The organism is Vagococcus sp. CY52-2 (genome assembly GCF_022655055.1).
Taxonomy (GTDB): Bacteria; Bacillota; Bacilli; order Lactobacillales; family Vagococcaceae; genus Vagococcus.
The window spans coordinates 614,472-637,852 of record NZ_CP093384.1 but is presented as its reverse complement, the minus strand read 5'-3'; the positions used below and the strand labels follow the sequence as shown (position 1 = coordinate 637,852).

At 32.1% G+C, this 23,381-nt stretch carries 24 protein-coding genes; 11 read left to right on the top strand and 13 right to left on the bottom strand.

Features of this window, described 5'->3' with window-relative positions:
* Positions 1–291 precede the first annotated feature (291 nt).
* Positions 292–1,758, top strand: a complete 1,467-nt coding sequence (locus MN187_RS03245) for a helix-turn-helix domain-containing protein (protein WP_242094258.1) — start codon at positions 292–294, stop codon at positions 1,756–1,758.
* Between the two features lie 2 nt (positions 1,759–1,760).
* On the opposite strand, the gene MN187_RS03240 is transcribed toward MN187_RS03245, so the two are convergent.
* Entirely contained in the window at positions 1,761–2,588 is an 828-nt protein-coding gene (locus MN187_RS03240; protein WP_117972734.1) for a LysR family transcriptional regulator, read from the bottom strand.
* Positions 2,589–2,696: 108 nt separating this feature from the next.
* Here MN187_RS03240 and MN187_RS03235 point away from each other — a divergent pair, with 108 nt between their 5' ends.
* The gene (locus MN187_RS03235; protein WP_242094256.1) at positions 2,697–3,701 is read left to right on the top strand and encodes a YeiH family protein; all 1,005 of its coding nucleotides are present in this window, start codon (positions 2,697–2,699) and stop codon (positions 3,699–3,701) included.
* 45 nt (positions 3,702–3,746) lie between these two features.
* On the opposite strand, the gene MN187_RS03230 is transcribed toward MN187_RS03235, so the two are convergent.
* Genes MN187_RS03230 through MN187_RS03215 form a run of 4 tightly spaced genes read right to left on the bottom strand, consistent with a single transcriptional unit; the run spans position 3,747 to position 5,738 of the window.
* Positions 3,747–4,292: a cysteine hydrolase family protein gene (locus MN187_RS03230; protein WP_117972732.1), complete on the bottom strand. Its 546-nt coding sequence runs from the start codon at positions 4,290–4,292 to the stop codon at positions 3,747–3,749.
* Positions 4,293–4,303: 11 nt separating this feature from the next.
* Positions 4,304–4,996, bottom strand: a complete 693-nt coding sequence (locus MN187_RS03225; RefSeq protein WP_117972731.1) for a 5'-methylthioadenosine/adenosylhomocysteine nucleosidase — start codon at positions 4,994–4,996, stop codon at positions 4,304–4,306.
* 12 nt (positions 4,997–5,008) lie between these two features.
* Positions 5,009–5,179: a hypothetical protein gene (locus tag MN187_RS03220; protein ID WP_158559395.1), complete on the bottom strand. Its 171-nt coding sequence runs from the start codon at positions 5,177–5,179 to the stop codon at positions 5,009–5,011.
* Between the two features lie 10 nt (positions 5,180–5,189).
* Complete coding sequence (locus MN187_RS03215) at positions 5,190–5,738, bottom strand: NUDIX hydrolase (protein ID WP_242094254.1); 549 nt, start codon at positions 5,736–5,738, stop codon at positions 5,190–5,192.
* Between the two features lie 184 nt (positions 5,739–5,922).
* On the opposite strand from MN187_RS03215, the gene MN187_RS03210 reads away from it, so the two are divergent.
* Entirely contained in the window at positions 5,923–6,594 is a 672-nt protein-coding gene (locus tag MN187_RS03210) for a 5-bromo-4-chloroindolyl phosphate hydrolysis family protein (RefSeq protein ID WP_117972729.1), read from the top strand.
* Positions 6,594–7,787: a toxic anion resistance protein gene (locus MN187_RS03205; protein ID WP_117972728.1), complete on the top strand. Its 1,194-nt coding sequence runs from the start codon at positions 6,594–6,596 to the stop codon at positions 7,785–7,787. The genes MN187_RS03210 and MN187_RS03205 overlap by 1 nt, the downstream gene beginning before the upstream one ends.
* 42 nt (positions 7,788–7,829) lie before the next feature.
* On the opposite strand, the gene perR is transcribed toward MN187_RS03205, so the two are convergent.
* The gene (gene perR / locus MN187_RS03200; protein WP_117972727.1) at positions 7,830–8,276 is read right to left on the bottom strand and encodes a peroxide-responsive transcriptional repressor PerR; all 447 of its coding nucleotides are present in this window, start codon (positions 8,274–8,276) and stop codon (positions 7,830–7,832) included.
* A gap of 66 nt (positions 8,277–8,342) precedes the next feature.
* Positions 8,343–8,798 (bottom strand): signal peptidase II, encoded by a 456-nt coding sequence (lspA, locus tag MN187_RS03195; RefSeq protein WP_117972726.1) that lies wholly within the window; start codon positions 8,796–8,798, stop codon positions 8,343–8,345.
* A gap of 191 nt (positions 8,799–8,989) precedes the next feature.
* On the opposite strand from lspA, the gene MN187_RS03190 reads away from it, so the two are divergent.
* The gene (locus tag MN187_RS03190) at positions 8,990–9,202 is read left to right on the top strand and encodes a cold-shock protein (protein ID WP_242094252.1); all 213 of its coding nucleotides are present in this window, start codon (positions 8,990–8,992) and stop codon (positions 9,200–9,202) included.
* Between the two features lie 17 nt (positions 9,203–9,219).
* On the opposite strand, the gene MN187_RS03185 is transcribed toward MN187_RS03190, so the two are convergent.
* Positions 9,220–9,645 (bottom strand): EbsA family protein, encoded by a 426-nt coding sequence (locus MN187_RS03185; protein WP_117972724.1) that lies wholly within the window; start codon positions 9,643–9,645, stop codon positions 9,220–9,222.
* An 84-nt stretch (positions 9,646–9,729) separates the two neighbouring features.
* Here MN187_RS03185 and MN187_RS03180 point away from each other — a divergent pair, with 84 nt between their 5' ends.
* From MN187_RS03180 to ald, 6 genes are all read left to right on the top strand, one after another.
* Entirely contained in the window at positions 9,730–10,149 is a 420-nt protein-coding gene (locus MN187_RS03180; RefSeq protein ID WP_158559393.1) for a ribonuclease HI family protein, read from the top strand.
* A 60-nt stretch (positions 10,150–10,209) separates the two neighbouring features.
* Positions 10,210–11,649: a cardiolipin synthase gene (gene cls / locus MN187_RS03175; RefSeq protein WP_242094251.1), complete on the top strand. Its 1,440-nt coding sequence runs from the start codon at positions 10,210–10,212 to the stop codon at positions 11,647–11,649.
* A gap of 168 nt (positions 11,650–11,817) precedes the next feature.
* A complete protein-coding gene (locus MN187_RS03170; protein WP_371821043.1) occupies positions 11,818–13,221 on the top strand; it encodes a TrkH family potassium uptake protein in 1,404 nt (467 codons plus the stop codon).
* 140 nt (positions 13,222–13,361) lie between these two features.
* Entirely contained in the window at positions 13,362–14,705 is a 1,344-nt protein-coding gene (locus tag MN187_RS03165; RefSeq protein WP_242094249.1) for a Mur ligase family protein, read from the top strand.
* A gap of 1 nt (position 14,706) precedes the next feature.
* Complete coding sequence (locus MN187_RS03160; RefSeq protein WP_241699371.1) at positions 14,707–15,393, top strand: type 1 glutamine amidotransferase; 687 nt, start codon at positions 14,707–14,709, stop codon at positions 15,391–15,393.
* 126 nt (positions 15,394–15,519) lie between these two features.
* Positions 15,520–16,638, top strand: coding sequence for an alanine dehydrogenase (gene ald, locus MN187_RS03155; RefSeq protein WP_117972719.1), 1,119 nt, complete (start codon positions 15,520–15,522; stop codon positions 16,636–16,638).
* 47 nt (positions 16,639–16,685) lie between these two features.
* Here the strand turns inward: ald and manA are convergent, their stop codons facing one another.
* The 5 genes from manA to MN187_RS03130 form a co-directional block, all read right to left on the bottom strand.
* Positions 16,686–17,648 carry a mannose-6-phosphate isomerase, class I gene (gene manA / locus MN187_RS03150; RefSeq protein ID WP_242094247.1) on the bottom strand — a complete coding sequence of 321 codons (963 nt, stop codon included), beginning with the start codon at positions 17,646–17,648 and terminating at the stop codon, positions 16,686–16,688.
* 52 nt (positions 17,649–17,700) lie between these two features.
* Entirely contained in the window at positions 17,701–18,723 is a 1,023-nt protein-coding gene (locus tag MN187_RS03145; RefSeq protein WP_117972717.1) for a serine hydrolase domain-containing protein, read from the bottom strand.
* A 74-nt stretch (positions 18,724–18,797) separates the two neighbouring features.
* Positions 18,798–19,682 carry a VOC family protein gene (locus MN187_RS03140; RefSeq protein ID WP_158559391.1) on the bottom strand — a complete coding sequence of 295 codons (885 nt, stop codon included), beginning with the start codon at positions 19,680–19,682 and terminating at the stop codon, positions 18,798–18,800.
* Between the two features lie 128 nt (positions 19,683–19,810).
* Positions 19,811–21,655, bottom strand: a complete 1,845-nt coding sequence (locus MN187_RS03135; protein WP_241699369.1) for an ABC transporter ATP-binding protein — start codon at positions 21,653–21,655, stop codon at positions 19,811–19,813.
* On the bottom strand, positions 21,652–23,370 hold the full coding sequence (locus MN187_RS03130) for an ABC transporter ATP-binding protein (protein WP_242094245.1): 1,719 nt from the start codon (positions 23,368–23,370) through the stop codon (positions 21,652–21,654). Before MN187_RS03130 ends, MN187_RS03135 begins: the two co-directional genes overlap by 4 nt.
* Positions 23,371–23,381: the final 11 nt, after the last annotated feature.

Genomic DNA, 23,381 nt, shown 5'->3' with positions numbered 1-23,381 from the left:
CTCTCTACTAAACATTAGAAATAACTGATTTGTTAAATTTCTTTACAATACATCAAATATTAAATAGCATTGTAAGTATTCATGTTATTAATCTATCTTCTATCTCTATAGCAACGATAAGTATATCGCTTAATTCATACTTAACTTAGAACATCCAATGAAAAGAAAACTAAAAAAATTTGATTTTATTGACCTAAAATCAATTTTTATGCGAATTGTCTTTTTTTATAAAACAGATTATACTTGTTTCACTAGTATGTCTGATTTATTTTCTTGAAAGGAATGACATCATTGATTGATTTATTACTTGAACCAAAAATAAAAACGACTATCTCTGTCATTAGTATCATTTACAATCATTACGATTGGACACAAACCTCCTACCTATCTAAAGAATTAGCGATTTCTGAAAGGACAGTCCAACATTACATAAAAGACATTTTAGAAAGAAAAAAAGAGTATGATTTAATAACAGATAATCAACTTTCTATTGATTATCTAAAAATGAAAGGAATAAAAATTACTGACTATTCAAATGACTTTGAAGATTTTAAAAAATTCGTTGTTCAAAGTAGTCAAACTATGATTCTATTAAATGACATCATTAATCAACAAATCGTCTCCGTAACAAACTATTGCCAAATGCATTTTTTAAGTGAAACAACAGTTAGAAAAAATCTCAAACGAATTAGAGAAGCCTGTCACGTTTATGGAATTGATTTAGTTCATTTAAAATTAGTTGGTGATGAACGTAAAATAAGATATTTCATTGCTTTATTTGATACAATGGCTAGTCGAAATGCTTATTTTTTACTCGACGGTATAAATTACGAGGATCTAAAACAGAACTTTGATGATTTTTTTAAGAAAGCAAATTTTCAAATATCTGATGTTAAAAAGCAAAAAACGATCAATATTTTTTTAATTCATTTACAGCGGATTAGTTTTAATCAACTTATTATCATTAGTGATAAATTCAATCGCTTTCTAGCTTCTCATCCTATCTATCCTTATGTTGAAGAATTATTCCATCATTATTACGTTTTTAATCAAAAAGAAATTGCTTATTTTTTCTATATTATGACACTTGATGAAGAGCTAAATAGAAAACAGAACACCAATCTTGTTTACAATTTTTTTAATGAAAATCAATTAGAACTAATGACGATAACTGATTTAATTTTTTGCGATTTATTTCCATTATTTCGCCCCTTATCAGATGAGGATATTTACTTAATAAAGAGAGATATTTTCTATACTAGTTTTATTACAATGGTATTTAATCAATTAGTATTCGAATATAAATATGGTGTCACTGTTCACTATAATTTAGAACAATACCCTTTTACCACTGCAAAATTTACAACGGTTATCAAAAAACATTTGATTGAAACAGGCTTTATTCCGAATAGTCAACTAACGATTCTTTTACAACAATATTTTTTTCGTTTTCTTTATTTTGTTGATTCAGAACACCTATATAAAGTCGTATCGATTCATATGGAACCAGCGTTTGACTATCTGCACCAAAAGCAAATGAAAGACTATTTGGATTTATATTTTAATCATCAAATAAACTATCAAGACTCTTACTCAAAAGAGCAGACAGATATTGTCTTAACGCCATTTCATGAAACGAGTAAACATTCACTCTACAAAGATACACCCATTATTATGGTAAAATTTCCACTTAACCTAACCTTTCTTCAAAAAGTAGAGACCATCATTAAAGAAAAACAAAAAAAAGACGAAGAATGATTTCATTCTCCGCCTTTTTCTTTTGCGTACTGTTCAATGACTGCTTCAATTTCTAAAAACGTGGGATGTGTCAAATAATCTTTTTTTAAAAAATAAAATAAACGTTTATAATTCATACCCAATTCTTGATAGAACATATGTTTAGGGACTGACACACGTGAAATAATACTTTTTCCAATACCTTTTTCAAGTAATCTCACAATCATTTCATTATTTTTTACACATAAACGCTTTGGTTGAATGTTTTCTTGTAAAAAATATCGCTTGGTATAATGATATACACCTGAAATATCTTCCCGACACAACCACAGATCACTATCAAGATTACCAGCAATCACCAACTCATCTGTTAAAAACTCTTTTCGGCATACAGGACCTGTTTCCAATGGTTTTTCAATAAATCCAAAATGCGCTCGATGCTGTAAGACATTTTCCAGAACTTCTTCGGAATTATGCATATCAAGTTCAAAATATACCTCAGGAAATCTCTTAACTAACCAACTCATTAAATCAGGTAAGTAATAGATAGAAAAAGTATTTGATGCACTAATAACACATTTTACTGGATTATTTCCAACCTGTTTAATCAACCTCTTGGTTTCTAACCAGTCATCTTCTAAATTTAATAGCCTTGTATACAGGATAGTTGCTTCTTTTGTTGGAGACATCTCTTGTTTCGTTTTTCTAATAAACAATTTACAATTTAGTTCTTCTTCTAATTGTTTCATTTGACTAGAAACAGCCGGTTGTGAAATGAATAAATTTTCAGCCGCTTTTGTAAAGTTTCTCGTCTCATATGCTTCTTTAAATGTTAAAAATAATTTAAACATCTTTACACCTACTATTTGTTTTCGTAATAGTTAATATTCTAACTATTTATTTTTAAAATGTAAACTAAACCAGTATAATCAAATTATGTTAACTTTGGAGGAATGAATATGAAACAATTGAAACAAACTATCTACCCTGGTCTTCTCTTATCCCTAGCGATTGCTAGCTTATCAAAAATACTCGCCATATGGTTACCGTCACTCGGAGCTGGAACCATTGCTATTTTATTAGGTATTTTTTTAGGAAATCTTTTTTTTAATCAATCAGTTTGGCAAAAGGGAACTAAATTTTCAGAAAAAACACTATTGGAATTATCCATTGTTCTACTTGGAACTACCGTAACCTTTCAAACTATTGTACAAATTGGGGGTTCTGGTATTCTATTTATTATGTGTCAAATGACACTAACGATTCTATCAGCTTACTTTATTGGGAAAAAATTAAAATTTAACCAGACGATGTCATTACTGATGGCAGGAGGAAATGCTGTATGTGGTTCATCAGCTATTGGTGCAATCGCACCAGAAATTGGGGCTAAAGATAAAGAAAAGGGACAAATTATTACCTTAGTCAATTTATTAGGAACTGTGATGATGCTGACTCTTCCTATTATTGGTGGTACAGTTTTTACAGATAATGTGATGGCTAAAAGTGCCTTAATCGGTGGAACGCTTCAATCAGTCGGTCAAGTTATTGCCAGTGCCAATATGGTTAGTTCACAAGTTGTAGAAATGGCAACTTTATTTAAAATTTTACGGATCATGTTCTTAGTGGTCGTTGTATTTGCTTTTGGAAAAATTGCTAACCAATCAACAGACAACAACCTAACAATACAAGAAAAGGCTAAGAAAAAATTTCCGCTTCCTTGGTATATCATTGGCTTTATCATTTGTTGTGTCTTAAATAGTGTCATTCATTTTCCAACTATATTAAGCCAAACAACGCACTCAATTAGTGGCTGGTTTGAAATTACTGCTTTAGCAGCTATTGGATTACGTATTAACGCAAAAGAATTTTTTAAAGAAGGCCCTCGATTTTTAGCGTATGCTGGAAGTGTAGGAATTGTTCAAACGATTGTTGCCATTACTTTAATAAAATTATTATCCATTTAATAAATAAAAAGCAAGCCCTAAAATCATAGGAGCTTGCTTTTTGATTTAAACAATTGTCGCACCAAGCGTATTTTTAAAATGGCCTAAAGCCCATTTATGGCCAACTTGATCAAAGCTTTGGACAGCTTTTTCGTGAATTACAATATTGTATCCTAAATTATAAGCATCGATAGCGGTATGTAACACACAAATATCTGTACACACTCCTACTAAATGAACTGTATCGATTTTTCTTTCTCTTAATCGAATATCTAAATCTGTGCCACTAAAAGCTGAATAGTGACGCTTATCTATCCAATACATCGTATCTTTTTCCTTATTTTTTTGATACACATCATTTAATCCTTGATACAATTCTCTTCCTTTTGTTCCAATAATATTATGAGGAGGAAATAAAGTGTTCTCTGGATGATACTTATCTGTGTCATCATGACAATCAATAGCAAAAACAACGTAATTTCCATCGTCAATAAATTGGTTAGTTAAACGGACCATCTCTGTTTCAATGGCTTGACCGAATTCACCAGTCGTTAATTTTCCATCACTTGCAACAAAATCATTTGTATAATCTATTGATATCAAAGCTTTCATGTCTTCTCTCCTTAGTTTAATTGTTTCACTAATTCAACGACCATTTCAGCAGATTTTTTTCCTGCTTCAATAATAAACTCATCAAAATTTACACTAGCATTTTCATCGCCTACATCACTAATGGCACGGATCACAACAAATGGACACTTATATTGATGCGCCACTTGAGCAATCGCCGCGCCTTCCATCTCATTAGCTAAAACGTCAGGAAAATGTTTTTTTATGTGGGCTATTTGTTCTTGACTATGGACAAAGGTATCTCCTGAAACAATCAACCCAATGTGTGTTGCTAATTGCTTATCCTCAGCTGCTTTTATCGCTACACTCATGAGTTGATTACTTGCTTCATAAAATAATGGCATCTGTGGCATTTGCCCATATTCATAACCAAATGCTGTAACGTCCGAATCAAAATAAGCTAATTTATCAGAAATGACAATATCTCCAATCGATAAACCTTTACCAATACCACCAGCAGATCCTGAATTAATTAAACAATCAACATGATAATGACTAATTAGTAACGTCGCTGTTAACCCAGCTAAAACTTTGCCTATACCTGATTGTGTTACTACAATTTCATGTGTTCCAATACTTCCTGAATAAAATGACACACCTGCTTCATGCCATTCTTTTTTATTTTCTAGTTGATTTTTTAATAACACAACTTCTTGTTCCATTGCCCCAATGATTCCAATTTTCATACATAAACTCCCTTACAGTTTAAAAATAGCATACAACATAATGACTAATAAGATGACGATAATCACAATCGCTCGGTTTAACCATGCATTACGTTGTTCGTTTTTATTATGTTCTCTTACACGACTTCTTGTTAAAATTTGTTTTGACGTTGTTTCTACTTTCTTTTGTTTTTCTTTCGACATGATAAACTCCTTATTTCATTTGCATTTCCCATAATAGAATAGCATATAATGTCTTAGCATCACAAATTGTACCAAGACGAATGTACTCTTTCACTTCCTCTAAAGATAACTCCACGATATCTAAAAATTCATCCTCATCTCTTGGTAAAGGATTATCGGCTTTTTTGATACCATTAGCTTGAAATAAGACCATTCTTTCATTACAAAAACCTGGAGATGTAACAAAATCGGCCACTTCAACCATTGAATCACATTGATAAAAGGTTTCTTCCTCTAGTTCACGCTTAGCTGTTTCTAACGGGTTATCTTCATATGCTTCAATTTTTCCTGCTGGTATTTCTAAAATACTTTTTTCTATTGCTTTACGAAATTGTTTGACTAACACAATGCGATTCATCGGTGTAATGGCTAAAATACCAACTGCTCCTTTATGAAAAACCAATTCACGTTTTGATGTTTTCCCATTAGGTAATTCAACCGTATCAACACACACATCAATCACTGATCCTTTGAATACCTCTTTTCTTTCGAGCGTTTCTTCATTAAATTTATCTTTCATTCATGCCTGCTCCTTGTCAATTCACTTATTTATGTTTATGATACCTTTAAAGAGTCGTTATTTCAACAAAACTCGCTGTATCCTTAATACTTATTTATAAATCAAACTTAGGACTGATAATGTTTTTACTTCCTTATGCTAAACTAATACTATACAAAAAATACTTGAAAAGAGGAGTGACAAAATGAAGAGAATGAAATACACAATCGTCGGTGTTATTGGTTTTTTAATAGGAATGTGCGTTTTAACGGATATTAATGAAAATCTTGGTACCGTATTTATCTTAATTGCTATCAGTTGGATAATTTATCGAAAGATTTCTAAACGAAAAAACAAAGAAGTCGTTCCTGAACTGACTAGAGAAAAACAAGAACATTATTATGAAGCTGGCATGTCTGACAAAGAGATTGTTTTTTTTAGAACAACGCTATCAGAAACAAAAGGACAAATTGATCAATTAGAAAAAAACTTCTATAATATTCCGAAGCTAAATGCCATTAACTTGAGATATGACACATTGAAAGTAGCAAAAGCGATGTTCAAAGAAATTGTTAAAGAACCTAAAAAACTTCATTTGGCAGATAAATTTTTGTATACTCATTTGCCTAATCTAGTTGAAATGACGAATAAATATGCAGACATTTCTAATCATGAAATCAAAAGTAAAGAGACATATGATACACTAAATAATAGTATTGGTGCAATCGAAAATGTCTCTCGTCTTATCATAGAAGATTATGAAAATTTTGTTTCAGATGACATCGAAGATTTAGAAGTAGAAATTTCAATTGCCAAACAAAATGCTAATAAAGAAGCCTTTAAACACAATATATCTGATGATCAGGAGGAATTGTAATGTCGGATGAATTAAAAAAAGCTGAACCCATTGATAATACTTTAGATGATTTACTAAGTAATCCATTTTCAGAATTGGAACAATCTGACTTATTAAATCAGGCTGAAAAAAAACAACAAGTAACAAAAGCCCAAACGTCAACAAAAGTCATTGATAGACTATCAGATGAACGAAAACAACAAGCACAAGAATTAGCCAATCAAATCGATACAAATGATAGCCAATCCATTTTAAGCTATGGTGTTGCGGCACAACAAAAATTAAGTGAATTTTCACATACCATGTTGAATCATGTTCAAACACAAGATATTGGTCCAATGGGAGATTCTCTAACTGAATTAATGTATCGTTTAAATGAAGCAAGTCCTAGTGAACTTGAAGCAAAAGATGGAAATCTATTTAAACGCATGTTTGGAAAGGTAAAGCAATCCATTTATGAAACAACAGCAAAATATCAAAAAATTGGTGCTCAGATTGATAAAATAGCTGTTAAACTAGATCATGAAAAAAATGGATTACTTGAAGATAATAGCATGTTAGAACAACTTTATCATAAAAATAAGGACTACTTTGATGCCTTGAATATCTATATTGCAGCTGGGGAATTAAAAATTGAAGAACTTCAAACAAAAACGATTCCAGAAGCAATGGCTTTAGCTGAAAAAACTGGTGACCAAATGGATACACAAATTGTGAATGACTTAAACCAATTTGTTGATCGTCTTGAAAAAAGAACATACGACTTAAAACTAGCGAGACAGATTACGATTCAACAAGCACCACAAATTCGTTTGATTCAAAATACAAATCAAGCACTAGCTGAGAAAATACAAGCTTCTATTAATACAGCCATTCCTTTATGGAAAAATCAAGTGGCGATTGCTTTAACTCTTTTAAGGCAAAAAGATGCGGTTACAGCTCAGCGTCAAGTATCTGAAACAACAAATGATTTGTTAGCTAAAAATTCTGAAATGCTAAAAATTTCAGCTATTGAAACAGCAAAAGAAAACGAACGTGGCATTGTTGATATTGAGACACTACAAAAGACACAAAATGATTTAATTGAAACCATCCAAGAAACACTTAAAATTCAACAAGAAGGCAAAGAAAAACGCCGTAATGCTGAATTAGAATTAGCGATGATGGAAGAAGATTTAAAAAATAAATTACTTGATATGTCAGGTAATAACTAATAAAAAAGTCCATACTTCTCATAAAGAGAAATATGGACTTTTTTATATAACCTCTTCTTCTAATTTTTGACAATCTGGACAAATACCATACATTTCTAAACGATGATCATTTATCTTAAAACCAGTTAATTTTTCAGTAGCCGCTTCAACATCACCCAAGCCAGGATAATTAACATCTACTACTTTTTTACACTTTTCACAAATGGCATGATAATGTTTCTCCGTTGTAAAATCAAACCGACTTGAAGAATCACCATATGTCATTTCGATAACAAAACCAATCTCAGTAAACAATCTTAAATTGTTATAAACAGTCGCCACACTCATGTTTGGAAAACGATGTTCCAACTCTTTATAGATATCATCTGCCGTAGGGTGTGTGTGACTTTCGATTAGATATTCCAAAATAGCGTATCTCTGTGGCGTTATTCTTATATCAGCTGCTTTTAACTTTTCAATCGCTTCGTCAACTAAGTGATCCTTTGACATATAGCATCATCCTCACAAATTATATTAATTCCATTCTACTACTCTTTATTGATTTTCGCAAGATACTCATCTATGAGACTTTTCTTCATCATAAAGTAGAATATAAATAAAGATGCACAAAACACCAATAACTAAAAAAATATCTGCTACATTAAAAATTGGAAATCTAATAAACTCTGTTTGAAACATATCCACCACATACCCTTGTCTAAATCGGTCAATGAAATTACCAATAGTTCCACCAATGACAAAACTTAGCCCCACTGTTAACCATTTATTTTTATATCTATGTTTATATAGTAGGTAAGAAAAAATACCTAAAGCAATCACTCCAACTAATAAAAAAAACCACATATGGCCTTCAAATATACTCCAGGCTCCTCCTTCATTTCTGATATGGGTAATGGATAAAATAGGATTAGTCATCGTTGTATCATACAAATCTAAATGTTGTACCACCATCAATTTAGTTAATTGATCTAAAATAATACTCCCTATAATAATAAAAATATAAAGAAACATTGGTTCATCTCCCTCATCGATAAATAATATCTTGTAATCTAGTTAAACAATAAGTACAGTATATAACATTTTTTTGAAAGAACAAACTTTATTTCTAGATGCTTTTGTATAAATTTTTGTTATTTGACGAATATTCGTTCTAAACGTATAATAATCAGTATGAGACAAGAAAAAACCTGGAGGAATGTGAAATGAAACAAGGTTTAGTGAAATGGTTTGATGTAAAAAAGGGATATGGATTCATTATTTACGATCAAGATGAGGAAATCTTTGTTCATTTTACTGCAATAGAACAGGATGGGTTTAAAACACTTTTTGAAGGACAACAAGTTAATTTTGATATTAAAGAAGGAGCTCGCGGCTTACAAGCATCGAACGTTTCTGTTATAGATGAAAAAAAATGAGTTGATTAATCGTCAACTCATTTTTTATACCCATTTACCATGCAAGATAACTGGGCTGACTCTTCTAAATGATGAATAAAATTCGTTTTAGATGATGGTAGCATTAAATAAGAACGTTCATGTTGATTTGTGACTAGTGTAAAGCCATATTTCCCCACTAACACTTTTTTTATTTTACTAATATCTATCGTGTATTCATTTTTTTTTAATACCGCATTCACTTTAATCTGCTCTTGAGTTAAGATTAATTTTCTCCTTGTTCCTAAATAGAAAAAAAATAAAAAAATAAAAAATGTCACAATACTAAATAGATTGATCCGCCCTTGTTCTTCTAATAAACCGATCATACTGGCAAAAAATAATACAAAGGTCAACGACCAATAAATCACTGTATCAGCTAGTATTGGTTGGTATCTATATATGTGAATTTTATTCTCACTCATCACTAACCTCCGTTACAATCACTTTACTCTAGGATATAATCTTAACACAATATATACGAATAAAAAAATGAAATGAGGAATTTTATGATAAAAATTAATACTGATGCTTCAACACATCCTAAATACCAAGTAAGTGCTGGTTGTTTTATTATAAAAAAAGAAAATCAGACAATCGTAGAAACATTTCCTTTAGATGCGACAGATAACCATATAGCAGAATTTCAGACCATGATTCTATCTTTAGAATACTGTCTACAAAATAATTGGCAAAAAGACTTAATTTTTATTTATTCTGACAGTAGGATTGTGGTTGAATCATTTCATAAACGTTATGTAAAAAATGATCGCTTTCTACCTTTATTATCAAAATTACTTGTTTTAAGTCAGGAATTTAGCGATTTAATGATTGAATGGATTCCACAAGAATCAAATAAAATGGCTGACCATCATGCTAAACAAGCACTAAAAAAAGAATTAAAACGTCAAAAAAAGAGTCCTAAATAATTAGCTAGGTATATCGCTATTTTTTTGCTAAAATAAGGTATCAAAGAAAGGGGTATATTCATGAGTGTCCTGTTAATCATTTTATATTTAATCAACTTACTATTTGCTCTGTTTTTAATATTTTATAGAGAGCGTGATACTAGTGTTACTTGGGCGTGGTTATTAGTCTTTATGTTTATCCCATTTTTAGGATTTATTTTATATTTATTTTTTGGTCTTGGGCTAAGTAAAAAGGAACGATATGAAATTAAAAATCAAATTACAATGGATTTTAGCTCGCTAGATGATATTTACGATCCAACATTGCAATTATATGATGATACACCTTCAGATAATAAATATGCTCAGCTTGCCTACTTCATGTCTAATTTAAATCATACACCTTTAACGCATCATAACAACGTCACCATATTTACCGATGGAGAGAAAAAATTAGAAGCATTATTAAATGATATTAAACATGCTAAAACGTTTATCCATATTGAATATTATGCTTTTGTGACAGACAAAACGGGTATGAGAGTAGTTGATCTATTAACTGAAAAGGTAAAAGAAGGGGTAGAAGTTTGCCTATTATATGATGAATTAGGCTCTAAAGGAGTTAAGAAAACAAAGTTTTCTAAATTAATTGAAGCTGGTGGACGAATCCAAACTTTTGTTACCAGTGAGAAGGCTATTTTAAAATTTCGTGTCAACTATCATGACCATCGAAAAATCGCTGTGATCGATGGAAAAATTAGTTATGTTGGTGGATTTAATATCGCAGATCAGTACGTTGAAACAACTAAAAAATTTGGCTACTGGCGTGACACCCATCTTAGAATTGACGGCCCTGCTACCTCTATCTTAGAATTACGCTTTTTATCCGATTGGAATGTTTCCGTCCCTGATGATAAAAAACTTATTGGAAAGCTTGATTATTTATATCATGAAAAACCAAATGAGAAAGCCATAACTGATATTCAAATTATTGCTAGTGGACCACATGATGAGAAGCAACAAATTAAATTAGCTTTTACAAAACTTATCACCAGTGCTAAAAAACGGATTTGGATTCAAACACCATACTTTATACCAGATGATACAATTCTTGATGCTTTAAAAATTGCTAAACAGTCCGGTGTAGATGTACGAATTATGATTCCAAATAAACCAGATCATCCTTTTATCTATAGGGCAACACAATATTTTGCTCAAGTGATTATGAAACATGATGTTGATGTCTTTATTTATGAAGGTGGATTTCTTCATTCTAAAGTTCTTATTATGGATGATGAAGTAAGCATCGTGGGTTCAGCTAATCAAGATATTCGCAGTTATAAACTGAATTTTGAAGCGAGTGCTGTTATGTATGATAAATCTATCAATAGTGCTTTATCTCATTATTTTACAGAAGACTTAAAGCAATCCAAAGAATTAACACAGCAAATGATTGATGACATGTCTATTTGGTTGAAATTCAAACAAAAAACAGCACGATTATTTTCACCAATTATGTAATAAAAAATAAGTGATAACAATTATTTTTTTAATTGTTATCACTTATTTTTTATTACTAAGAGTCATAAATAGAAGCACCCAAATTTAGAGTCTTTTTTGTTAAGACTAGTTTAATCAGACATAAGTTGTTATACTAGTTGAGATATTACCAGACAAGGAGGAAATACTATGCCTCGTTTAGAGTTTTCGTATATGAAATTAAAGCACCTAAGCACTCGGTACATTAACCAACACCTTTCGAGTATCCAAATTATTTTTCTATATTATGTGTTAATTACAACTGTCGCTTACTTTTTACTTAATTTAACATTTTTCCATCAAGATAATGCTAATTATTCAACCTTTGATATGATTTTTATGGCTATTAGTACGGTTAGTGTGACAGGCTTAAGTACTTTCAATATTAATGAAGTATTTAACCAACGTGGGATTATTTTACTTGAAATTCTCTTTCAAATAGGTGGCTTTGGTATTATGATGGTGTCAACTTTTTTCTTCATTTTATCAAAGAAGAAAATTTCTCTAAAGCGTCGACAATTAATCATGACTGATATGAACTCTCCAAAGCTTAGCGGAAGTATTCGATTAATCAAAAATACTATGCTGACTGTATTAGTCATACAATTGCTATTTGGTCTTGTTTTTTCTACCCATTTTTATTTTGCCGAACATCATCTTGATTTAGTTGATTCGTTGTTCCATGGATTTTATCAATCCATCTCAGCAGTAACAAACTCTGGGTTTGATGTAACAGGTGAGTCGGTCACCCCTTATAAAAACGACTTTTTCTTTTTACCTATTTTGATGCTACTTATTATGATTGGCGGGATTGGGTTTCCAGTCTTAATGGAAGTAAAAGAGTGGTTATTTTATAGAAGAGACAATCATAAGTTACCTTTTCGTTTTTCCCTATTCAGTCGATTAGCGATTAGTATCTATATTGTATTATTTATCGTTGGAACAATTTTAATCTATTTATTAGAAAAAAACCATTTATTTATTGATATGAGCGAACAACAAAAATGGCTGACGTCTATGTTCTATTCTACTACCACACGAAATGCTGGTTTACAATTAAATAATCTAAATGATTTTCAAACACCTACCCTATTACTTTTTTCAATGCTAATGTTCATTGGTTGTAGCCCCAGTTCTGTTGGTGGTGGTGTTCGAACAACAACCGTTGCGATATTAGGATTATATATGTATAGCTTTATAAAAGGACAAGAAAATGTCACTATATTTAATAGAAGAATTGATCGAACAGACATAAAAAAAGCCATCGTTGTGTTTAATTTATCTGTCTTTATGTGTTTTTTGTCTATTATGATACTAACGATTACAGAAAATGAAACAATGATTGCGTTAATTGTAGAAGTCGCTTCTGCCTTTGGAACAACAGGATTATCACTAGGCATTACCTCTTCTCTTTCCCCAATTGGTAAAATTGTTATTGCCATTTTAATGTTTGTTGGACGTATTGGCATGCTTTACACCTTAATGATTTTTATTCCAAAAGAAAAACATGACCGTGGCTATATTTATCCAACTGAAAAAATTATTATTGGCTAATGTCACTACTTAGAACATATTTTTTCATGTTCTAAGTAGTTTTTGTTATCTTATCATAGAATCTTATGTATTTTTTTAATCTTTCAATTCTTATTTTATGGTATCATGATTTAGTTAATGTATACACAGGAGGAATGTATATGAGTTTTAAAAGTGGATTAGCGACAACTGTTGGTAAATCTTCACAATGGCTATTAAAAACGTTTTTCAAAGGTGGCAGTAGCTTACCTGGAAAATTGGCTTTAAAAATAGATCCAACAATTCTTTCAAGTTTAGCAAAAGACTATGATGTGATTGTTGTGACAGGAACAAACGGTAAAACATTAACTACTGCTTTAACCGTTAATATATTAAAAGAGGAATTCGATTCTGTTGTTACGAACACAACAGGAGCAAATATGTTACAAGGTATTGTATCAACCTTCCTTCAAGGAAAGAAAAATAAGCATGGCAAAAACGTCGCTGTTTTAGAAATCGACGAAGCCAGTTTAAATAAAGTGACAGAATTTTTAACACCTGAGTTATTCTTATTTACCAATATTTTTCGCGATCAGATGGATCGCTATGGGGAAATTTACACGACTTATCAATTAATCGTTGATGGGGCGAAAAAAGCACCAAATGCACCTATTTTAATGAATGGTGATTTACCGATATTTAACTCTATCGACACTATCAACCCAAGAGAATATTATGGATTTAGTCATGCTGATGATGAAGAACAGATGGCTCATTATAATACTGATGGTGTTCTGTGTCCTCATTGCCATCACATTCTTCACTATAAAATGATTACTTACAGTAACTTGGGTGATTATTATTGCCCTAATTGTGATTTCAAACGTCCTGAACTTAATGTTGCTTTAACTGACATTAAACATATGACTAATGTCTCTTCTACCTTTACGATTGATGAACATGACTACCAAATTGAAGTAGGTGGTATGTACAATATTTACAATGCACTAGCAGCAACAGCTGTAGCGAAACATTATAATATTTCATCAGAAAAAATCAGAAAAGGTTTAGCGTACGACGAAAAAGTATTTGGCCGTCAAGAAGTCATTGAGATTGGGGATAAAAAATGCACCCTTGTTTTAGTTAAAAATCCAGTTGGGCTAAATCAAGTGATTGATACGATGAAATTATCTCCTTATCCGTTTTCACTGACTGCACTACTTAATGCAAACTATGCTGATGGAATTGATGTCAGTTGGATTTGGGATAGTCAATTAGAAGCGTTAGGTGAATTAAATATTCCTAAAGTCATCTCAGGTGGAGAACGTCAGAGTGATATGTCACTTCGATTAAAAGTAGCCGGTATTAACGAAGAAAAATTAGTTGAAACATCGTCACTTACACAAGTCATCGAAGAAATAAAATCAGCACCAACTGAACATGTTTATATTTTAGCCACATACACTGCAGTATTAGGCTTAAGAAAAGAATTAATCCAACAAGGGTTTATCAAGGAGGAAGCCTAGTATGACAAACTATCATTTAACATTTTGTCACCTGTATGGAAATTTATTGAATACATATGGTGACAATGGTAACCTACTTTTACTAAATTACTACGCAAAAAAATTAGGTATTACAATTGATACTGAAATCATCAGTGTGTTTGAAGACTTCGATGAGACGAAATATGATTTTGTCTTTTTCGGTGGAGGGCAAGATTATGAACAAAAAATCGTTTCTGAAGACATTCAAACAAAAAAAGACGCTATCACTCGTTACATTGAAAATGATGGTGTCATGCTTGCTATTTGTGGAGGTTTCCAATTATTAGGTGAGTATTACATCGGCGCTCAAGGTGAAAAAATTGAAGGAATCTCCGCTCTTCCCCACTATACTCTTAGCCAGGATAATAACCGTTTTATCGGTGATATTGAGATTTATAATAAAGAATTTGATGAAACATATTACGGCTTTGAAAACCATAATGGTATGACTTTTTTAGGAGAAGGTGAAAAACCTCTTGGAGAAGTTGTAAAAGGATATGGAAATAATGGGAAAGACAAAACTGAAGGGGTTGTTTATAAAAATGTCATGGGGTCCTATTTTCATGGTCCCTTGTTAGCAAAAAATAAGCAATTAGCACTGAGATTAATCAATATGGCTATGAAAAAAAAATATCATGTCACGTTTTCTTTGGATGATTTGAATTAGAACACAAGATAAAACTTGTGTTCTTTTTTCTTAAAAATAGTATATTATTAGCATTATTCTTACATTTTATGTATAATGATACCATCGTAATCTTAACAGGTTATGACAGAATAGGAGTGAAAAAAATTGAAAATAGGCGTACCAAAAGAAATTAAGAACAATGAAAACCGTGTTGCTTTGACTCCACCATTTGTCAAAATTTTAGTGGAAAAGTCGCATGAAGTATTCGTACAAACTCAAGCAGGAGTAGGTGCTGGCTTTGAAGACAGTGCATATGAAGAAATGGGTGCAACCATCGTTCAAAATCAAGAAGACGCGTGGGATGTTGATATGGTCCTAAAAGTTAAAGAACCATTAGCATCTGAATATCATTTATTCAAACCTAATCAAATTTTATTTACATATCTTCATTTAGCCCCTAATAAAGAATTAACTGATGCTTTACTAGAAAATAAGATTACAGCAATTGCTTATGAATCCGTTCGTTTACCCGATGGATCATTGCCTTTATTAACACCAATGTCGGAGATTGCTGGTCGTATGGCGCCACAAACTGGTGCATACTTCTTACAATCTATTAACCAAGGTTCAGGTGTTTTATTGTCTTCTGTTCCTGGTGTTGAAAAAGGACAAGTCGTTATTATTGGTGGTGGTGTTGCTGGTATGAATGCTGCTAGAATTGCCATTGGTTTAGGTGCCAAAGTAAGAATTTTAGACATTAATCCACAACGATTAGCACAACTAGAAGATATTTTTGGAAATGACATTGAAACTGTTATTTCTAATTCTCATAACATTGAAAAATCAGTTAAAATAGCTGATTTAGTTATTGGTGCCGTTTTAATACCTGGACGTAAAGCACCAAAACTTGTTACTGAAAATATGATTAAACAAATGAAACCTGGTTCTGTTGTCATTGATATTGCAATTGACCAAGGTGGTATTTTTGAAACGACTGACCACGTAACAAGCCATGATAATCCAACTTATATTAGACATGACGTTGTTCATTATGCAGTTGCAAACATGCCTGGTGCAGTAGCTCGCACATCAACTCTTGCTTTAACAAATAATACGTTACCATATATTGTTAAGTTGGCTAATCAATCTTTAAAAGAAATTGTTGCAACTGACGAAGCTCTAAGAAATGGATTTAATACATACAATGGTAGTTTAAATTCAAACGTAATTGCTGAAGATCAAAATCGTTTAGATGACTATAAACCAATCACAGAATTATTATAATGAAACTAAAGACATCATGTTGATTTTGCAACATGATGTCTTTTTTATTATCTATTCTTTTTTCCAGGCTCTGATGCGATGATATCCATATCACCTTCTAATACCCATGTGTCAATACCATTGGGAATAATGAAATGCATTCCTTTTGAGAGTTCATACGTTTGATTAGCACCGATTTTTAAATAACCAAACCCTTCAATAACACTCGCTAATGTGTATGGTGCATGAGATTTGATATCTAATATGCCATCGACATTCCACTCAAATACATCAAAATAATCTGATTCAATAAAGGTTGTTACACTTGATTGATTCTCATTTAATTGCGTTATTTCTAATTTAGGGTCAATATGAGGAATAGTCGTCACATCTAGTGATTGTTGAATATGTAATTCACGCGTGTTTCCATTGTCATCTGCTCTATCATAATCATATACGCGATAAGTTGTGTCACTGCTTTGTTGCGTTTCTAAAATCATAATCCCACTACCAATGGCATGAATGGTCCCACTAGGAACATAGAAAAAATCACCTTTTTTAACAGGTATACGTCTCAATAATTGATTCCACTCACCTGAGTCTATCATTTTTTTTAATTCTTCTTTTGATTTAGCATGATGACCATAAATAATTTCCGCTCCAGGTTCTGCACTAATGATATACCAACATTCCGTTTTTCCTAATTCTCCCTCATGACTTAACCCATAAAAATCATCAGGATGGACTTGAACAGATAAGTCATCTTCAGCATCTAAAATTTTAGTCAGTAATGGAAATACGTCTTCTTTTGGATTACCAAAAAGTTCCGGATGTTTTTTCCATAAATCATCTAACTTTTCTCCCTTGAAATCCCCATTTTTAACCGTACAAACACCATGAGGATGCGCACTAATTGCCCAACATTCCCCTATCATTTTACTAGTTAATTCATAACCAAACTCAGTCGATAATTTTTCTCCACCCCAAATTTTTTCTTGGAATACTGGTTTTAAAAATAATGGTTCTGCCATCTTTTTCCCCTCACCTCATCTATATTGATAAAAATAGTATATCATTTCTTGTTTAATTCGTCTGTTCTTTTTGATAAACTTCAATTAATTCATCACGTTTTCTTAAATAATCTTGTCTATTATCATAAGGATGGACTCGATTTGATAAAAAAATAAAAGCCTCTTGTTCAATAATATCTATCAACATAAAAGTACCAGTATAACCAGTATGATATAATATCGGATGTTTTTTTTCTAAATGATACTTTAAATCCCAACCTAGTGAACGAGATAAATCGTTATTCGGTGTAAAATCATTTAATAATAACATCACTGTTTCTTCTTCTAAAAATACTTCTCCATTTGGTAGCCTTCCTTTATTTAACATCATTTGAACAAATTTAAAACTATCGTCAATATTACTAAATAACCCCGCACTGCCACAGTGTTCCTTTAATTGATATGCTTTTGGATCATGTACTTCTCCTTTAATTAAATCTCTATTTTTCGTTAACTCTGTTGGTGCACATAAAGAAGTGTTTATTTTACTAAAACCACTATGCACCATATTTAAGGGGATTAAAACTTCCTTTTCAAATATATTATGAACATTCTGTCTATAAATCTCTTCAAGCATAAATCCTATTAATAACGTTCCCGTATCTGTATATTTTTTTTCTCTGCCCATTTTTTTATAATCTACTGGTAACGTCAACAACGCCTCTTTTAATTCTTCAGCTGATAGCTCATCTCTATTGTCAATGTACCCTGAAATAGCTGAGGTATGTGTTAACAGATGTCTTAATGTCACCTTGTCTTCATGCCATATGGGTAAATACGTGTTAAAAGGCACATCAATATTTAGTTGATTTTGTTCAATTAATTTTAATACGACAGTATTAGTCATCATAACTTTCGTAAGTGATGCCATATCATATAAGACATTAGAGGTTGCTTTTTCTTTAACAGGTAAAAATTGTTTATACCCCGTACTTCCCCTTACAACATTATCTTGACTAAAAAACAAATAATTAGCACCTGGAATGATGCTTTCTTTACACAATGACTCAATAAATTGAATGGTTTTAGAATACATTCTATCTCCTTCTTATCCACAAAAAAGCTGATAATTCTAACTAGTCTTACCAGTAGAGATTATCAGCCTTATTGCTATTTTTTGTTCTCTTTTTTAAATACAATAAACCACAAATGAATACCACTTGGATCATATAATCCAATAATTCTCTTGCCTTTATTATAGTAGAAGTCACTACCAAGTGTCTCAAGATTCTCCTTTAATGAAAGTAAATCCTCCATTGTTGGGACATCAAACGTTACATGGTCTACTCCTAAGTCAGTATCACGAATAACAGGTGACATGTCATTTGATTGTGATTCATTAATGGCTAGCTGGTGATGATAATCGTTAACTGACAATAAATGAGTTGAACTAAAATCATCATCTTTTATTTTGAATCCTAATGTCTCAGCATAAAAATTATAAACCATTTCTAAATCCGATACTGATAAATGAACATGTCCCACTTTTGTTTCATCTGGAACTGATGTGTATTCACCTTTCACATTGTTTAAACATTGTTGAATGTTTAATTCTTTTGTTACACCATCTATTTTACCATCTACCATTGGCCACTCATCTTTTGGCTTATCCCAACTAAATTCTAAACGATTATTTTCAGGATCACTGATATAAACTGACTCACAAAAACCATGATCACTTTCGCCTTCAATTGGATAATTTAATAACATGAGATGCTTAATAAAACGAGCAAGATCGTCTCGAGTTGGAAAAACAAACGATGTATGGTTTAATCCTGTCTGAATATTTGACCCTTCCACGCCATCTGGTGTCGAAATCAATCCCAGCAATTTTCTTTTCTGGCTACCAATACCTAAAATCGCCATATCATTTTCTTCATTAATCAAATCAAACCCAACAACTTGTTGGTAGAAACTTAACATTCTGTCAAAATCTTTTACCTTAATGGCAACAGAAGTTAATTTGGTGTTTGGATTTAATGAAAAGTTAACCATAATATTCATTTCCCCCTAAATTTTCGAATCAATGTCTTTTCCCTCAATATCACTTTACATTGTAACACCTTTTATCCAAGAAATTCCATTATTATATTCAGAAAATTAGATGAATATCATTTTCTTTATTAAATACTTACCCCTGTTGAAAATTGACTATTATACAATTCAGCATAGAAACCGGCTTTTTCAAGTAATTGATCATGATTTCCTGTTTCAACGATGTCCCCTTGATCCATCACAATAATATTATCTGCATCGCGAATCGTTGATAATCTGTGAGCCACAACAAAACTTGTACGACCTTCTAATAATCTATCCATTGCTTCTTGTATCAATATTTCAGTTCTTGTATCAACACTTGAAGTGGCTTCATCTAAAATTAAGACATCTGGATTAACTAAAAAAGCCCGAGCGATGGTGATTAACTGTCTTTGTCCTTGAGAAATATTTGATGCGTCTTCGTTTAACACGGTATCATATCCTTCTGGTAAACGACGAACAAATTCATCTACACGTGCTGCTTTTGCTGCACGAATAACATCTTCTTCACTAGCATCCATTTTTCCATAGCGAATGTTATCAACAATTGAACCAGTGAATAACCAAGTATCTTGTAAAACCATTGAAAAATGAGAACGTAGTTTTTCACGTTTAATATTACGAGTGTCTTTTCCTTGATACAAAATCGATCCACCTGAAACGTCATAAAAACGCTCAAGTAAATTGATGATCGTTGTTTTACCAGCACCTGTTGGTCCTACAATGGCAACTTTTTGTCCCTTAAATACATCTAAGTTAAAGTCTTTCATCAATAATTCACTATCATCATACCCAAATGCCATATGTTGGAATGACACAACTGCATCTGTTGGTTTAGCAAGTGAATCATCAACTATTGCATCACTCATTTCCATTTCATCTAATACATCAAAAATACGTTCAGCCGAAGCAATTGTTGATTGGATTGTATTTAACAGATTCGCCATTTGACTTAGAGGTTGAGCAAATTGGTTAGTGTATTGCATAAAAGCTTGTACGTCCCCTAAAGGCATGTATCCATTTGCTACTTGAATCCCACCTAATACAGCAATAAAGACATAACTAATATTTTTTACAAAGTTCATCAATGGCATAATAATCGCTGAAATAAATTGCGATTTCCAACCAGATTCATATAACTGTTGATTTTGAATTTCAAATACATCTATATTATCTTTTTCATGATTAAAACTTTTAACAACTGCATGTCCACTATAGCTTTCTTCAATCTGATTGTTTAATAAACCTAAACTCGCTTGTTGTTTGCCAAAATAACGTTGAGATTTTGGTGCAATAATCATTGTGATGATTAAACTTAGTGGCACTGTCAACGCTGCAACAATTGTTAACTTCCAGCTGATTGTTAACATCATCCACAGTACCCCGAAAAACATTAAAATACTTGTTACAAACTGAGTTAACGTTTGTTGGAGGGTTGTAGCAATATTATCCATGTCGTTAATCGCACGAGACATAATATCACCATTTGAATGCGTGTCATAGTAAGAAACAGGGACACGTCCCATTTTTTCTTTAAATTCTTTTCTTAATTGATACACTGTTCGTTGAGAAATTCGTGTCATAATAAACTGTTGTAGAAAACTAAAAACAGCAGAAGCAATATACATCGCTAGAACAATCATTAAAATACTAGCAATTTTATCAAAATCGATATCGATTTTCCCTACTTTTCCACCACTCATCATCGTTTGTTTGGCTTTCATTAACCCAGAAAAAATTTCAGTTGTTGCTTCCCCTAATATTTTAGGGGTACGGATTTGAAATATTGTTGAGGCGGTAGCTAACACAAACACTAATGCTATTAAATACCATCGTTTTAACATATATGACATCAATCGTTTGGTTGTTTTCCAAAAATTCTTTGGTTTGGCTTTTTTTCCTTTTACTCCACCAGGTCCGTGCTGTCTCATGCTATTTCCTCCTTACTCAACTGTGATGAAATAATTTCTTGATAGGTATCATTTGTTGCTTTTAGCGTTTGGTGATCGCCACGACCTACCATGACACCATCATCTAATACGAGAATCGTATCAGCATCCACCACGGTACTAATTCTTTGCGCTACTATGACGACTACTGCTTCAGTAATCGACTCTTTCAATGCTTTTCTAAGAGCAGCATCTGTTTTAAAATCAAGTGCTGAGAAGGAATCATCAAATACATAAACTGACGCGTCTTTTATAAGTGCTCTAGCTATACATAGACGTTGACGCTGTCCACCTGAGAAGTTTGTTCCACCTTGCTCAACTTTACTATCCAAACCATCTGGTAATTCAGAAACAAATGATTTTGCTTGTGCTGTTTCTAAAGCTTTCCAAATCTCGTCGTCTGTTGCATTTTCTTTCCCATATTGCATATTTGATCGGATTGTTCCGGTAAATAGCACTGCTTTTTGTGGTACAAAACTGACTTTTTCTCTTAGTTCATGTTGCAAGACATCTTTTACATTGCATTCATCCACTAATATCTCACCTTCTGTTGTATCAAAGAAACGTGGAATTAAATTGACCAACGTCGATTTACCTGAACCAGTCCCTCCGATAATCGCAACCGTATCACCTTTTTTTGCGGTAAAATCAACATCAGATAAAGCAGGTTTTTCGGCACCACTGTAGCTATAACTAACTTCTTTAAATGTTAATGAACTATCTGAATTAAATGCTTTTGGTGAATCTGGATTTTTAATATCGTCTTTCATATCAAGTACTTCATTAATACGAACAGCTGATGCTTGAGCACGGGGTACAAATACAAAAATCATCGCCATCATCACAAAACTCATTAAAATTTGCATAGCATACGTCATAAACGCCATCATGTTCCCTACTTCAAGCGTTCCTTCCGCGATATTATGACCACCAAACCAAATAATAGATACATTTGTCACACTAATAATGAACGTAATCACAGGTAATAAGAATGACATCAGTGTATTTACCTTTATGGCAGTATTCGTGTAGTCTTTATTAGCATCATCAAAACGATGCTCTTCAAATTTTGTTTGATTAAATGCACGGATAACCCGTACACCTGTTAGTCCTTCACGAAATACTAAGTTCAGTCTATCTGTTTTTTGTTGTAAACTTTTAAATAATGGAATCGCAAAATACATTGTGACGCCCACAACTAATATAATCATTGGAATGACATATAAAAATATTTTTGTCAGTTCTCTGTCACGATAAAAAGCCAAAACACTTGCACCTATTAATGTGATCGGTGCATTAATCATGATTCTTAAGAACATTTGACTAACCATTTGAATTTGATTAACATCATTGGTTGTTCTGGTAATTAAAGACGCTGTTCCAATCTTGTCAAATTCACGTTGAGATGAATATTCTACTTTTTCATAAATCTCAGAACGCAATTTTTTTCCTAGTTTTTGCGCTTGTCTTGTGGCAATAAAGGTATTAGCAATAGATGCTAATATGCCGATAAATGAGATACCTATCATCACAAAACCAACGCGCCAGATGTATGAGATATCTCCCTTAGTAACACCATTATCAATAATATTTGACGTGAGCGTTGGTAAATACAAATCGCTCGTAATTTGAATTACGATGAATAAAATAGCCCCTAAAACTGCTGGTAGAGACATTCGTTTTATGATTCTTAACATGCTTCTATCCT